General features: G+C 56.6%; 13 protein-coding genes. 8 read left to right on the top strand and 5 right to left on the bottom strand.

Going from position 1 to position 14,224, the window contains the following annotated elements; all coding sequences use genetic code 11:
- Positions 1-11 precede the first annotated feature (11 nt).
- Both LDO29_RS17275 and LDO29_RS17280 read left to right on the top strand, forming a co-directional pair.
- Positions 12-629: a sugar transferase gene (locus LDO29_RS17275; RefSeq protein ID WP_224081016.1), complete on the top strand. Its 618-nt coding sequence runs from the start codon at positions 12-14 to the stop codon at positions 627-629.
- Between the two features lie 110 nt (positions 630-739).
- Entirely contained in the window at positions 740-1,381 is a 642-nt protein-coding gene (locus LDO29_RS17280) for a hypothetical protein (protein WP_224081017.1), read from the top strand.
- A 24-nt stretch (positions 1,382-1,405) separates the two neighbouring features.
- Here LDO29_RS17280 and LDO29_RS17285 read toward each other — a convergent pair whose 3' ends face one another.
- The 4 genes from LDO29_RS17285 to LDO29_RS17300 form a co-directional block, all read right to left on the bottom strand.
- On the bottom strand, positions 1,406-2,074 hold the full coding sequence (locus LDO29_RS17285) for an acetyltransferase (protein ID WP_224081018.1): 669 nt from the start codon (positions 2,072-2,074) through the stop codon (positions 1,406-1,408).
- A 97-nt stretch (positions 2,075-2,171) separates the two neighbouring features.
- On the bottom strand, positions 2,172-4,394 hold the full coding sequence (locus tag LDO29_RS17290) for a polysaccharide biosynthesis tyrosine autokinase (protein WP_224081019.1): 2,223 nt from the start codon (positions 4,392-4,394) through the stop codon (positions 2,172-2,174).
- Complete coding sequence (locus LDO29_RS17295) at positions 4,391-4,855, bottom strand: low molecular weight protein-tyrosine-phosphatase (protein WP_224081020.1); 465 nt, start codon at positions 4,853-4,855, stop codon at positions 4,391-4,393. Before LDO29_RS17295 ends, LDO29_RS17290 begins: the two co-directional genes overlap by 4 nt.
- A 2-nt stretch (positions 4,856-4,857) precedes the next feature.
- Complete coding sequence (locus tag LDO29_RS17300) at positions 4,858-6,027, bottom strand: polysaccharide biosynthesis/export family protein (RefSeq protein WP_224081021.1); 1,170 nt, start codon at positions 6,025-6,027, stop codon at positions 4,858-4,860.
- Between the two features lie 351 nt (positions 6,028-6,378).
- On the opposite strand from LDO29_RS17300, the gene LDO29_RS17305 reads away from it, so the two are divergent.
- From LDO29_RS17305 to LDO29_RS17330, 6 genes are all read left to right on the top strand, one after another.
- Positions 6,379-7,620 (top strand): MATE family efflux transporter, encoded by a 1,242-nt coding sequence (locus tag LDO29_RS17305; protein WP_224081022.1) that lies wholly within the window; start codon positions 6,379-6,381, stop codon positions 7,618-7,620.
- 74 nt (positions 7,621-7,694) lie between these two features.
- Complete coding sequence (locus tag LDO29_RS17310; RefSeq protein WP_224081023.1) at positions 7,695-8,147, top strand: acyltransferase; 453 nt, start codon at positions 7,695-7,697, stop codon at positions 8,145-8,147.
- Positions 8,144-9,508: an O-antigen ligase family protein gene (locus tag LDO29_RS17315; protein WP_224081024.1), complete on the top strand. Its 1,365-nt coding sequence runs from the start codon at positions 8,144-8,146 to the stop codon at positions 9,506-9,508. Before LDO29_RS17310 ends, LDO29_RS17315 begins: the two co-directional genes overlap by 4 nt.
- Positions 9,501-10,607 (top strand): glycosyltransferase family 4 protein, encoded by a 1,107-nt coding sequence (locus LDO29_RS17320; RefSeq protein ID WP_224081025.1) that lies wholly within the window; start codon positions 9,501-9,503, stop codon positions 10,605-10,607. The genes LDO29_RS17315 and LDO29_RS17320 overlap by 8 nt, the downstream gene beginning before the upstream one ends.
- Positions 10,608-10,618: 11 nt before the next feature.
- Positions 10,619-11,818, top strand: coding sequence for a glycosyltransferase family 4 protein (locus tag LDO29_RS17325; protein WP_224081026.1), 1,200 nt, complete (start codon positions 10,619-10,621; stop codon positions 11,816-11,818).
- Positions 11,819-11,978: 160 nt separating this feature from the next.
- Positions 11,979-12,752, top strand: coding sequence for a ChbG/HpnK family deacetylase (locus tag LDO29_RS17330; protein ID WP_224081027.1), 774 nt, complete (start codon positions 11,979-11,981; stop codon positions 12,750-12,752).
- A gap of 176 nt (positions 12,753-12,928) precedes the next feature.
- On the opposite strand, the gene LDO29_RS17335 is transcribed toward LDO29_RS17330, so the two are convergent.
- On the bottom strand, positions 12,929-14,209 hold the full coding sequence (locus LDO29_RS17335) for a glycosyltransferase family 4 protein (protein ID WP_224081028.1): 1,281 nt from the start codon (positions 14,207-14,209) through the stop codon (positions 12,929-12,931).
- Between the last annotated feature and the right edge of the window lie 15 nt (positions 14,210-14,224).

Below are 14,224 nucleotides of genomic sequence, written 5' to 3' on the forward strand. Positions count from 1 at the left end.
CTGGAAGCATCATGAAGCGCATCTTTGACGTTGTTGTTTCTTCGGTAGGTCTGCTGCTGCTCGCCGTTCCCCTTCTCATCCTGATCTGCGCAGTGCGCTGGGAACTGGGCACGCCAGTCTTCTTTCGCCAGGTGAGGCCGGGCCTGCATGGGAGATCATTTCAGATTCTCAAGTTCCGCACCATGACGGGTGCGAGAGGGGCGGATGGCGAGTTGCTGCCTGATCCGGACCGTCTCACGAGGTTCGGTGCGTTCCTCCGCTCCACCAGCCTCGACGAACTGCCAGAACTCTGGAACGTCCTGAAAGGGGATATGAGCCTGGTTGGGCCGCGCCCGCTATTGGTGGAGTACCTGCCGCTCTATTCGCCGGAACAGGCCCGTCGGCACGACGTTCGTCCGGGGATTACAGGACTGGCACAGATCAGCGGACGCAACGCGATCAGCTGGGAGGAAAAGTTCCGACTAGACGTGTGGTATGTGGACCATGTCTCTGTATGGCTGGACATCGTGATTCTTTGGCGCACGGTCAACAAGGTGCTGGCACGGGATGGGATCAGTGCCGCGGGGGAATTCTCGGCGCCGCGTTTTCGCGGTAGCAAGCAGCGCGCCGCTGATGTCGATGTTGCGTGAGCCAGTGGGGCACGAATGCAATGTATCTCGGTGCAAAAGAGCGATGAACTGGGGGATTCATAGTGCAAATTTCCTGGCATCTGGTTGTACATGTCGGAGAAGCGTCGCTCATGTTCCCCCTCGCGGGGATTGTCGCTGTCCGCCTCGCCTGGCTTGGTCTGTGGCGGCGGGCGTTCTACTGGCTCTTTTCGCTGGGTGCAGGCACGTTAGTCATCCTTGTCGGCAAGCTGGCATTCGAGTTCGGGGGATGGTTCGTACCCTCAGTAAACGTGTACAGCGTCAGTGGACATGCCTTGCTTACCGCGGCCGTCTACCCGGTACTATTTTCGGTGTCAGGTGAAGCACGGGGCGACAGGGCCGCACGATTCGGCATGTTCGCCGGAATCTGCGTGGCGGTCCTGGCTGCAGTAGCGCTGGTCGCAGGACGCTACCACACTGCTACGGAAACCTTGATCGGCATGGGTGTAGGGCTCATCGTGGCGTGGACAAACCTGCGTCGTTCCCGTCGACTGCTGCCCGCTGGTCGGTCTCCGGCTATCTCTGCGCTGGTGTTATGCGTGGTTCTGATGATTGTGATTCCCGCATTGTTGTACCCCATCAGAACCCGTCTGTGGTCGCAAGGGCTGACCTGGTTTGGTATCTCGGAGCGTTATGCCAGGCATATTGGAACTGATCCGGTCTCCGGTCGGACCGTGGTGACGGTTGTGCAGTTACCCTTGCCTGCTTACCGGCAATCGTCGGAGCTTTTCTGATACTCCATTGCCAGCCAGTGAGGTTCACGCGTCGCGAATGCGGCGCGACGTAATCTGGTAAGCCCCGGACGTGATGAACTGACGGTCATTCGTGCTGGATGAGACGCCAGTGTGGGAGTCGACCGTGCATTCGACACCTATCTTTACTCCCGGGTAGAGGGTTGCGCGCGTACCGAGGAAGCAGCGGGATCCGATGGCACTGTCGCCGTTGAGCACCGCATAAGGTGAAAGTACGGAGCACGCACCGACGCGAGAGCCGTGACCAATTCCACAAAAGACATTTGCCACCACACCGTCCTCGACAGTCGCGCCGCGACTGACCACGGTAAATGGGAAGATCAATGCCCCCACGCCCATGCTGGACGAGGGTGATACGATGGCGGTGGCATGTACATACGAGGGAACCATCATCCCATTCTGTAAAAGCCATGAGAGCACGCTTTGCCGTGCCTCGGGAGAGCCGATCGCAACTAGTACCGCCTGGTTTGGTGCCGAGCGGTACTGCATGATAGGGCCGAGATAGGGTACGTCCAACCCTTCGGGGACCTTGCCAGGCCTGTCGTCGATGAACCCCGCAATATTCGGCGCGCCCGCCGATGCTTCTACTTGCAGATAGTCGTAGAGTTCCAGGCCAAGACCACCTGAACCGGCGATGACGACGGACGAGACGGCAGGTGCGTGAACAAGCGGCATTGCTACTGGACCTTCTTCCGGTGAAGCATCACAGACGTCGGCCCATGTGTCAGGTCGAGCCGGCGAAAGCGGCATCGATTCAGGCCGCCTTCCCGGTCTATGCGCGCTTGGACTGCGCACTCCCGTATTCACCGAGATAGCGGTACTTGCCAAAGTAGTAATGAGCCCGGTACCAGCGTCCCTCGATCACCAGCCCGTTGAGAAGGACACCCTTGACCTCAGCGCCCGCATGTCGAACCGCGCGTTGCGTGGCTACCAACTCGCCGATCGTGGTTTTCTCTGCGCGCGCTACCACGAATACGGCACCTGCCTTGCCGGCGAGGATACCTGCGTCGGCAGCGGCAAGAATTGGCGGCGTATCGATCAGTACGAGGTCATAGCGAGATTTGAGTTGGTCCAGCAGGGAATCGATGCCCGGGCTTAGCAGCAGATCTGCTCCGTGGGGGTGCATTGTGCCAGTCGAGATGAAGTCCAGGCCCGGTGCAATCTGCCGCTGCAGCACCTGATCCAATGGGGCGCCCATCAGCAGTTCGGTGAGACCGGGACCGCGCTTGCCGTCGAAGGGATGGTGCAGGCCGCCCCGACGCAGGTCGGCATCTATGAGGACAGCGCTATGCCCGGTGGCGGCAATGGCGGCGAAATTTGCGCAGACAAAGGACTTGCCAACGCCTGGAGCAGGGCCGGTGATTACCACAATTCGGCTATTGCTTCCGGCAAGGGAAAACTTCAACGCGGTGCGGAAGCTGCGCAGACTTTCGATGGCGGGATCGTTAGGCTGTTGAAGTGCGAGCAGTCCGACTCCTGACGGAAGCTGTGATTGCTGCTTGCTGAAGGGGATGGTCGAGTAGACGGTCATGCCGGTCTGTCGCTCGATTTCATCCGCGTCGGCAACGCCGCCATCAAGCGAGTGGCGCGCGATGGTAGCCAGCAGGCCGGCGAGCAAGCCTAGGGTGATCGATAATCCTACGATCATCCCGCGGTTTGGACGCACCGGCTTGAGCGGCACATCGGCTGAGTCCACCATCCGTGCGGTTCCCACCTTGCTTGCTTTTATCAGCTTGAGCTGCTGGACATCGTTGAGCAGCGACTGAAGCAACTCGGTACTGACCTTGACATCGCGCATCAGGCGCAAGACGTTCTGTTCTACGTCGGGAAGTTTCTGGATTCGCCCCGATACGCCGTTCAATTGAGAGGTCAGGCCGGCAATCTGGCTATCGATGAGTTCCAGGGCCGGATGGTGATTTGTAAAGCGCGCGGCCAGTTCCTGCCGCCTCTGCCGCAATTCCTGCAGTTTCGTCTGGATCTGCACCGATTGCGCCAGGATCAGCTTGGACTCCTCGCTCAGATCGATCGTGCCGCGCTGATTGCGCATTGCGTTGTACCGGGTCTCGGCCGCGTCGACCTGCTGCCTGAGTTGTGGCAACTGCTGCTCGAGAAACGCCAGAGACTTTTCCGCCTCAGCTGCCTTGCGGCGTACGTTCTGGTCTACATAAGCGTTCCCGATCTCATTGAGGATGGCTGCCGTCATGTTCGGCGAAGTGCCTTCCAGGGACACACCAATCACGCCGCTTTGCTTGCCACGCTCGCTGATTATCAAGCGTTCCTGCAACTGAGCAATGGCGGCGCTGCGAGGCAGGCGGCGGAGCTCGAACCCGCTGCCGGGGCGGCCATCGAGTTGGCTGACCAGAAGGGTGATCGGGCCGACAGTGGTCTTGACCGATAGTGGTGTGCCGACTTTTCCCGTGGCTTCGACCCCATCGCTGCCAAACTGCACTCGATACTGGTTGTCGGCGAGCGCAGTCAGCATGATCTTGCGTTCCTCCATGGTGACAGGCAAGTCGAGTTGAGGCACTGTAATCGATTCGTGACCCCAAGCGAAACCGCCCCATCCGAAGAGCCCGGGGTTTGACAGCTCGGGGTTGAAACTGGCGATCGCCTGACCAATCAAGGGGAAGTACCGCGGTGTAGCTTCGATGTAGAGGCGCTGGTTTTCAACTGCTTTGCTGACCACCATTCGGGAGCGCAATAGTTCAATCTCCGCGGTTGCGGCAGGCTTGACGTCGAATACCGGTGAGATGCCAGCCACCAGCCTGCTGGCTGAATTGCCGCTGGGATCCTCCACCTGGACCATCATATCCGCGCGATAGACCGGCTTAGTCAGCATGGCATAGACGAGGCCTCCGAAAATGACTAGTCCGGCGATGGCCAGGAAAGTTCGGCGATAACGCACCAGCACGTCAAGATAGGCCGTCATGTCGATCGTTGTGCCGCGCTCGTCCGGGCCCTCCGAGACATTATCCTGCGTATTGACCGTTCTCATGATGCCTCCCTATTGCTTTGGGCCGACACAGCGGACCCAAGCTGAGTTGACCACGATGCGATCCCCTGCTTAATCAATTCCAGAACGATGTAGAACATGTTCAGTGAACAGCCATAGGGGTCTGGCACGTCGACGTGAGTAAACTCGCATACTCGGTAAGTCTTTCCGCGCGCCTCGGGACACACCAGTTCCAACGCGTTGCGTTGCTCCGTGTCCATCACAAGTATCAAGTCTGCTGCTGTCACGAGAGCGGCATTGACCTCGCGAGCTCGGTGGCCGGCAATGTCGTAGCCCTCGCGCGCCAGTAGATCCACGGCTCGCGGATCAGCGGGAGCGCCGACCGGTGGTGCAAGTCCGGCGGAAGCCACGTAGCAGCCCGGCAAGGCACGCCCAAGCAGACTTGCCGCCATCGGGCTGCGACAGACGTTTCCCGTGCAAACCACAAGAATCGAGCGGATCATGTCTATTTGACCGCAGTCGCGGTGCTGAAGATCGGCTGGGTGCTTGGCAACAACAGGTTGATCACGCGGCTCCAGCGAACCACTTCGCGTGCGTCAACATAGACAACGTCCTTGGGTTCCAGCTCGAAACCCTCAGCGATCGCCAGCGCGGCCGGCGAATTGCTGTCCAGATGGAATACCTTTGGCTCGCCATCGTTCGTTTTGCGGATCACGAAGATTTGTTCGGGATTTGCCGTTGTTTGATTGACCCCGCCCGCATCGCCGAGGGCCTCATTCAGCGTCATCCTCCCGTTTCGCATCAGCAAGGAGGTCGGGCGCACCACTTCGCCGGTAACGAAGATCTTGTTATCCTCGCGCTGCTCAACTCGCACGATGTCGCCAGAGCGCAGCAAAATGCGTGACGGATCAATGCCTTTCGCCAACAAGGCCGGGATGTTGACGTACCAGCTGCGCTCGCCACGGGTGACTCGGATACGGCTGTTGTCACCGGTAAGGTTCAACACGCCGCCTGCCCGATTGAGCGCCTCTACAAGAGTCATGGGTGCATCATCGATGGCCTGCATGCCCGGCGTCTTTACCTCGCCGTCGACATAGACACGCTGGCTGCGGAAGCCGAGTACACGTACGGTCATCTGGGGATCCCTGACCACGCGCGCCAGAATGCGAGCCATCTGATCGCGTACTTCATTGGCAGTCTTTCCCGCGACATGCATTACACCAGCGTATGGAAACTGAATATCGCCCCGTGCGCTGACCACATAGCCCGGTACGTTCGAGCCGCCGCTCGAGGTAGGCATCTCGAAGGCGGCTCCGATGCTATAGGTCTGGGTGGGAAAGACCAGCTCTGGATGGTCCCACACCACGACCGAAATGATGTCGCCGGCACCGATCAGATAAGGTGTTGGCGTCGCAAACAGCTCGTCGACCTTGTCGTTGTCCACGCGCGCCTTGCTGCGCTGCTCACGCACCAGATCGAGAGTGATGGGGGTTACCTTGGCAACCGCATCGGGCCCGATCGCGCCAACCACCGTCTTGTTGTCGAAATACATGCCAGGCGATGCAGCACATGCTGACAACAGCGCTGCGGCTGCGAGCAAGGCCAGGCGGCGACAGGTATTGTCGCGATACGCAGCGCCAATCGCGGATGAAATGCAGGAATTGATTTCTTTCATGGCAGTCTCCATCGCTGATGGAAGACGGACAAGGCACCGTATATGCGATGTCCCCTCATGAGGCACTATAGGAAAGCCTGCATCCGAGATCGGTGCGCTCTCGCACACTGAATACCGGGAAGAAAGTACTAAGCCGATAGCAAAGTACACCCTAGCCTATCGCATTATGCTCTTCAAATTACAATAACACCCTCATCGCTTGGATGTGCTACTTATGGATGATACCGGTTTGCAGGTTGCTTTCTATAATTTAAATGGCTAATAATCAATATTAATTGATGAGATATAGATCGTTAGTTGTACGGATAATTTATCATTATCGATAATAGTGGTTCGCTTCTTGGAGGGGGCATGAGCGCTTCCGCACTAACTACCAATACGCTATGGAAGCTCATGAGCCATATATTGGCTCGCGGCTCGCTGATCCTCGCGTCAATCGTGCTTGCACGAAAACTGGACCCCGTAGCATTTGCGGAATTCAGCTACTTCCAGTTGACGGCCGTGACAATATCGGCTTATGCGGCACTGGGCCTGGGTGTAACCGCTTCGAAATTCTTCGCTGAGGTCTCATTCGACGACGATCGGGATAGCTATCCGGCAATCACGTTGATGTGGGCGATTTCGATATCCGTCTCTGTGATTTTCTTTGTCGGAGTCATGATAGCCCCGGTTTCATGGTTTCCGGGCAATCTGACCATACCTCGCTGGTTGCTGGCGCTGGCAGTGTTGGCCTTCGCACTGGAGATCGTCCCAACCGGGGCTCTAATGGGATTGGAATGCTATCGCCCGGTGGCAGGCCTGTCGGTGATAGCGGCCGGCATCATGCTGATCGGTGCATGGGGTGCTGCGTCCGAAGGCTCGTCAAAATTGGCAATGATAACCATCACATTCGCTTCTGCCCTGCAGGTGGTAGGGAAGTCTTGGATCATTATTCGGCTTATGAGATGGAAGCGGCTCGCTCGATGGCATTCGGTAAACTGGCGGCGCCTCAATGAGATCTGCAATTTTGCTGGTCCGATGCTGTTTGTTTCGTTGCTTTCCGGCTCCGGAACATGGGTTCTCGGGAAGATAATTCTGGACGGTCCTGGTGGCCCGCTCGCATTTGCACACTACGCAATCGGGCTGCAGTGGTTTTCTCTCGGCCTCTTCCTGCCCACGATCTTGTCACAGGTCATTCTGCCTAGACTGGTTCGCGCCTCGCGGGAGGGGGCGTCCACGAGACAGCTGACGCATCACTCCGCATGGGCAGCCGCTATCATGGCCCTGGCGGTTTCGGCTGGGGCGTTCCTCTTTTGTGCGTTGATTCCGGATATATATGGCGGCAACTATGAGAACGAGCGCTGGTTTATTGCAGCATATCTTGCGGCTGCGATAATTCTCGCGCCGGCAAACACCATTGGTAACGCGATTGTCGCGAATAACGGACAGCGTGCATGGCTGTTTCTGACGTGCATATGGATGCTCGTCCTGCTTGGCTCCGCTGCCACTACGGTCAGCCTGATGGCGTGGGCGGGAGCAATATCGCAAGCCGCTGCAGCGGCGGCGCTTGTCACCGGGGCAATCATTGTGGCTCGCGGTCGGGGCCTGATCTGACAGAAATGAACACACTTCGACTACATATCTATCATCTGATCACGATGATCCTGCCAGCGACCAGGTGCTTCCCATTGAAGCGCCTGCTGTTGCGATGGTGTGGTGCCGAACTTGGTACGAATGTGAGCATTACCTCCAGCGTACGGTTCCATCTGACCGGCCGGCTTGTGATAGGCAAGGACACCTGGATTGGGCATCAGGTGCTCATCGTTGGGGGGAATGCTGATGTCATCATCGGCGAGCGCGTGGACATAGCGCCGCGGGTATCTCTGGTAACCGGAAGTCATGAGATGTTCACCACCGAGGGGAAGGCCGCCGGACAGGGCTACTCCGCACCGATTCGCATAGAAAGTGGTGCCTGGCTCGGCGCGTCGTCGACAGTGATTGCCGGAACGGGCATAACCATCGGTGAATGCGCCATGGTGGCAGCGGGATCGTTGGTAAATCGGGACATCCCGCCGCGGTCGGTTGTCGGCGGCGTGCCAGCCAAGCTCTTGAGAGCGAATGTTGATCGAGAGGCAGCATGAACTCGGGCATCCGCGTTGTGGATTTCCTGGTGCTACTGGCTGCAGTAGTCCTGCGCGTCGCATCGCCATCGACAGCAGATTTGAGCTACCTTCTCATCGCGGGCTACGCGCTGTTCGGGCGGGAACGAGCGGTTAGGGCGTTGGCCCTTTCCTGGCTGCTCACGATGTTAAACCCTGGCATTGCTCCGGAAGCCCCACTGGCAAGCATAGATCGCTACCTTGTTCTTGCAATGGCGGCATTGTCTGTCATCTCGCGTAGCAGGCTTGAGGGGCACAGGCTATGGAGTGGCGCGGTGACGAAAGTTACCATCTTGGTGGGTGGATTTATTCTAATTCACTCAATGTTGGCCAGTGCCTTCACTGATATATCGATGCTTAAGATACTTTCCTGGATGGTAGCACTTGTCACTTTGCTTGTGGCCTGGAAGGAACTTTCAATTCACAAGAGAAATCAGCTCGCAAAGGAACTGTTCGCGGGATTGTCTCTTGTGATGATCGCTAGTCTACCTCTACTCGAATCCCCGATCGGCTATCTCCGGAATGGAACTGGCTTTCAGGGAATACTCAATCATCCGCAGCCTTTCGGACTTGTTATGGGAATCATAGGCGCACATGCTGCGATCCGGCTGTTGTCGTCGCCGAGGCCCAAGTGGAGAGTGATTCTGACATTCGGAATCAGCGGAGCCATGGTAGTACTTTCGGAAGCGCGAACCGCTGGATTGGCCATGGTTGCGGGCGTAGCACTGGCAGCTGCAATGGGCCCGATCCTGACGAGGCAGCCGCTGCAGAAAATACTTCCCGGCCTTTTCAGCCGGCGCCTCCTTGTCGTTTTCACGATTGCCCTTGCAAGTTCCATGTTCTGGGTTGGCCCTTTCCTGGCCCACTTCGACACATATTTGGGAAAGGGGGCGGAGTCAGGCGGAGGCCTGGTTGATGTTTATAACGACTCCAGGGGTTACCTGATGCAGAAATCATGGGCGAACATAGAAGCATCCCCCATCTCCGGCATCGGTTTCGGCATTTCCTCGGACTTCGCTGATATGACGGTCGAGCGAGACTCAACATTTGGACTGCCGACCGGCGCTCCGACAGAAAAAGGAGTGTTGCCCGTCGCAGTACTTGAGGAAATTGGCATTCCGGGGTTTATTCTCTTTTTCCTGTGGGTTTCGGTGGTGGTCATCCGCTCCGCACGAAACGGCGGCATAGAAGCACTGACCGTTGCCCTGACTGTGTTGCTAACGAATCTTGGCGAAGCCACGCTATTCTCCGCCGGGGGGATGGGTCTCCTGATGCTGATTCTCATCAGTTGGTCAGCTGCGGACTATCGCCACAAAGCATTCGCCGGAGTCCGTGATGCTTGATCTCTGGTTTTGGCAGCGCATCGTAACACCGCACATGGCCGGCCTGGTGAGCGCTATTGCTGCCAGGGGTCATGAGGTGCACTACGTAGCCGAAGAGCCAATCTCGGCAAAGCGAGCAGATCTTGGTTGGGATATACCGGACTTGGGCAAAGCGACGCTGCATCTTCTATCGGCAGAAGGTGGTGTTTCCAGGCTGGCGTCCCAGGCCAGCCCTTCATCTATCCACGTCTGCCAGGGCATGCGCGGAAACGGATATGTCTCGGTCGTGCAGCGCTTGCTGGCGGAAAGCCGGTTGCGGCAGTGGGTCGTAATGGAAACCGTTAACGATAGCGGCTGGCTCGGTGCCGTGAAACGCCTGGAGTATTCACGCCTGCTCCGTACAAAGGGAAGGGCAATCGAGGGAATTCTGGCTTCCGGTCATGCCACGGCCAGATGGCTCATTGAAAGAGGGGCGCCAGCGACGCGAGTATATCCATTTGCATATTTTCTCTCCGGATCCCAGTATTCAAGGGATGATGGCCATGCTTCAAAGGCTGGAATTAGATTTATTTTCGTCGGAAAATTCATAAAGCTTAAAAGATTGAAATTTTTGATAACGACGCTGTCAAAGTTAAAGCGAAAATATGATTTCGAATTGACTGTCATTGGCTCCGGGCCACTGGAAGAATCGCTGCGTTCTGAAGCGATGGCTATGCTTCCCGGCAGAGTAAGGTGGGTCGGGCGCGTGCGTAGTCCCGACATTCCTGCATTGATGGCAACAGCGGATTGTCTGGTATTGCCAAGTACCCATGACGGATGGGGAGCCGTCGTTTCCGAGGCACTCATGGTCGGTACGCCTGCAATCTGCACCGACACGTGCGGAGCCGCGGAAGCGGTGCGCTATAGCACAGTGGGCGGGGTGTTTGGGCGAGATGATGCCGAAGGGCTTCTGCGATTGCTCGAGCGCACGATTCAAGCGGGGCCCGTTCACCCTGATGCACGCAGAAAGACTGCTGCATGGGCTCAATGCTTGAGTGCAGAAGCTGGCGCCGACTACCTTGCCGAAATTCTTACTGGAGACTCGGTGGGGGTGCCACCCTGGCGGCGCGACACTCACTGAGTGAGAAAAAAATGAAGCCAACCGTCATGATCTTCGTGGGGCACTATTTACCCGGCTATCTCGCGGGCGGGCCAATACGGACAATTGCCAATATGGTTGAGCAATTGGGGCGGGAATTTGATTTTCGCGTTATCACGCTTGATCGTGATCTTGGGGACAGCGCGCCCTATGTTGGTATAAAAGCCAATTCCTGGAATGAAATGGGTCTGGCGCATGTTTACTATATGGCGCCAGAAATGCGATCACTGGCGAGGATTGGACGTATCCTGCAGGATCATAAACATGACATTGTCTATCTCAATAGTTTTTTTAATCCTCAGTTTACAATAAAAATTCTGTTGCTCAGGCTGTTCCGGATCACCCGGAGGGTTCCTCTTATCATCGCGCCGAGAGGGGAATTTTCTAGGGGGGCGATGAACATCAAGAAATGGAAGAAGCTTGCCTATATTCAATTTGCCAAGATTCTTGGTTTGTATCGAGATGCAATCTGGCATGCATCCACGGAAATCGAGGCGGGCGACATAGCCCGAGAGTTTGGCGTGGAGGCTTCTGCGATTCATGTGGCGCGGAATATCACCAGCATCTCTTCGGTGTTGGAGCAGAACAGTAATTTTCCTGATTTGACGAGAAATGGCAGGGAGGGGCCATTGAAAGTCTGCTTCCTTTCCAGGGTGTCGCCAAAGAAGAATCTTGACTACGCCTTAAAGGTCCTCTCTAAAGTCGATATTCCAATAAATTTCGACATATTTGGTCCCAGGGAGGATGTCGCCTACTGGACGGCGTGCGAGAAAATCATTGCACAATTGCCGAGTAAAATTAACGTGACGTACCACGGTGGCATCGAGAATTCAAAAGTTAGGGATACAATAAAACAATACGATGTCTTCTTTGTGCCAACAAAAGGTGAGAATTTCGGGCATGTATTTTTTGAAGCTCTGGTGTCGGGTGTCCCCGTATTGACCAGTGACCAGACGCCGTGGCGAGCCCTGCAGCAAGAGAATGTCGGGTGGGATATCCCGCTGGACAGGCCCGAGGCGTTTGTTGCCGCACTCAAGAGCGCTTCGAGCTGGGATACCGGCAAAAGAAACGAGGTAAGAGAGCTTTGCAGGAAGCTTGCACTTCGCAAATCAGCTGACGCTGACGTATTGGCAGCGAATCGACAATTGTTTACGCGCACCATGACTCTGGATTTCCATGGAACCCCGAAGTGAGTAGGCGTCTTCACGCACATTGCGCCGGGCTGCGACGCGGCAATGCAACATCAGGGGGCGTATCGTCCGACTCCAGCTGTCTATGGTGTGATGACGTACAGATCGGATTCCCGGTCGAGCACTAATATCGTCAGACTGGGACATGTATTGGAGATCCGCCATGAGAAATCTGATTGTCAATGCTGACGATTTTGGCTACAACGACGATACATTTCGCGCCACTGTCTCATGTTTCGAGGCGGGGCTACTTACCAGCGCGACAATACTTGCGGGAAAGTCAGCATCCTTGCAGGCATATGACTATGCCAGGAAGAACCACGAGAGGTTCTCATTCGGTCTTCATTTTAATATCACTGAGGGATGCCCGATGTCGGGAGGCAATTCGTCACTTTCTGACGAAAACGGCTTATTTCGACGAAGCTTGCCCCAGCGAAAGCATGCAATGGCCGGGCTCCTGCGTGAAAGCGATATCCGAAGGGAATTTCGATGCCAGCTTTCTGAATTGTTGGACCATGGTGTCAACGTGACGCATGTTGACGGTCATCATCACATGCATAAACTTCCCCTCGTACTTCATGCCATCAAGAAGGAAATGGCTGAGTTCGGAATTAAATGGATTCGCAGACCGCAGAATTTTTATCTTTACAAGAGCTGGCTGCGCGGAGCGGCGAACAAGCTCTTGCTACTCCAATTCAACGGATTGAAGTATTCGGATTGCTATTTCGGGGTCTACGCGGACAGGCCAGACTGGCATTTGCGTCTTCCGGATCTGATACCGGATGGTCTAACTGAGATATCCCTACATCCTGGCATTGACGAGCCTTGGCGCAGAGCGGAATGCGAGCCGTTTCTTGCTCCTGCGGAACTTCGCGCGTCACTTGAGCGCCGCGACATTGTCTTGCGGCGTCATGGCGAACTGGAACGGGTTTCATGATCTCCGTCACTGGCCCGGTGGCGGTGCATGGCAATGGTTGCAGGCACTACCCATGCAAGTTTCAAGCGAGACTCTGGGGGCATGTCCGCCACACAGGCAAACGTCTTATAGGCGGGTAGCCTCCGTCACGCCAAGTCGCTTCCTCCGGTTGGCCCTGCGGTGCGGGCTGTTCCTGCCTAAGTTCGCGTCGAGGAAGCCGGCCGTTCCCCCTTTTTACCAAACAGGGCTTCTTCCGACTTCGCGTTGCCGGCTTGTTCAAGCAACGTGGCCAGTCTGGCGACTCCAACCTTGATCGATAGGTTTTCGTCGTAGAAGACTTTTCCCCGTATTCCCATCCCTGCTAATGCATCGGGCTCCATCGACGCAAGGCGAATTGCTGCTTTGGCAATCGACTCGGGATCCTCGGGCTCGGCGCAGACGCCAGCATCTGCCTGCTTGACCAGGTCAGCCGCGTCCCCGCGCACCGCCATCAGAATTGGCTTGCCGCTGAACAGGTAAGCTTGCGTCTTCGATGGAACGGTAATTGAAAAGAGGTGATCGTCCCGCAGATGGACGAGCAGCGCGTCCGCAGCCCTAAGAATCACGCCGACCTCGTTGATGGGGACCCTCGGCAGGAACAAGACGGCATCGCCCAGGCCTTGCGCCGCTACCATTTCCCGAAGTTGCCGCACCTGCACGCCACCGCCGACAAAGACGAACTGGATGCGTGCGTCGGCCGCGTGTGCCTGCGCTGCCGCCAGTACCACGGCGTCGAGCGCCTGGGCCTGCCCCATGTTGCCTGCGAAGACGATATTGAAGCGTCCACGCATGCCTGGTGGCACTTGCCCGGCCTGGTTTGTCGCTGCCAGCGCAGTTTCGTCGCACCAGTTGTAGATCATATGCAATTTGTGGCGTGGAACGCCGCGTTCGAGCAAGCGTTTCTCGAATCCCGGAGATTGGGCGATGATCACGGTCGCTCGTCGATAGACCAGCCGGCATGCCGAAGCGACGATAGCCAGGGCACGGCGATTGGGCATCATGCCGGTCGATTCAAGCGTGTCCGGCCAGAGGTCCTGAATGTCGTAGACAAATGGAACCCGATGGACCAATCCGATTGCGGCCGCGGCCATGCCAACGGTCAGCGGGGGGTGGTAGACGTACGCAACATCAAAGCGCTTTCGTTGCAGCATGCCGTATATGGCCGCTGCAGCCGCGAAGCTCAGATAGTTGAACACCCGCCCAATGGCAGAGCGGCTGTGGCTAGGATACAGCGGTACCCGCGTTACTGAAATTCCCTCGATGGTTTCCTTCTGAAACGCCTTCAGACGGTAACCAGGATAGATCACGCCCCCCGGGTAGTTCGGAAATCCTGTCAGTACTTCCACCTCATATCCCATTGCCTTGAGTTCCCGGGCAAGCAGTAGTCCCTTCAGCATGGGTTCCGGTTCAAACCATTGGGTAATCAACAGTACACGCACTTTATCCACCTGGGT

Source organism: Cupriavidus laharis (assembly GCF_914271435.1).
GTDB lineage: Bacteria > Pseudomonadota > Gammaproteobacteria > Burkholderiales > Burkholderiaceae > Cupriavidus > Cupriavidus laharis.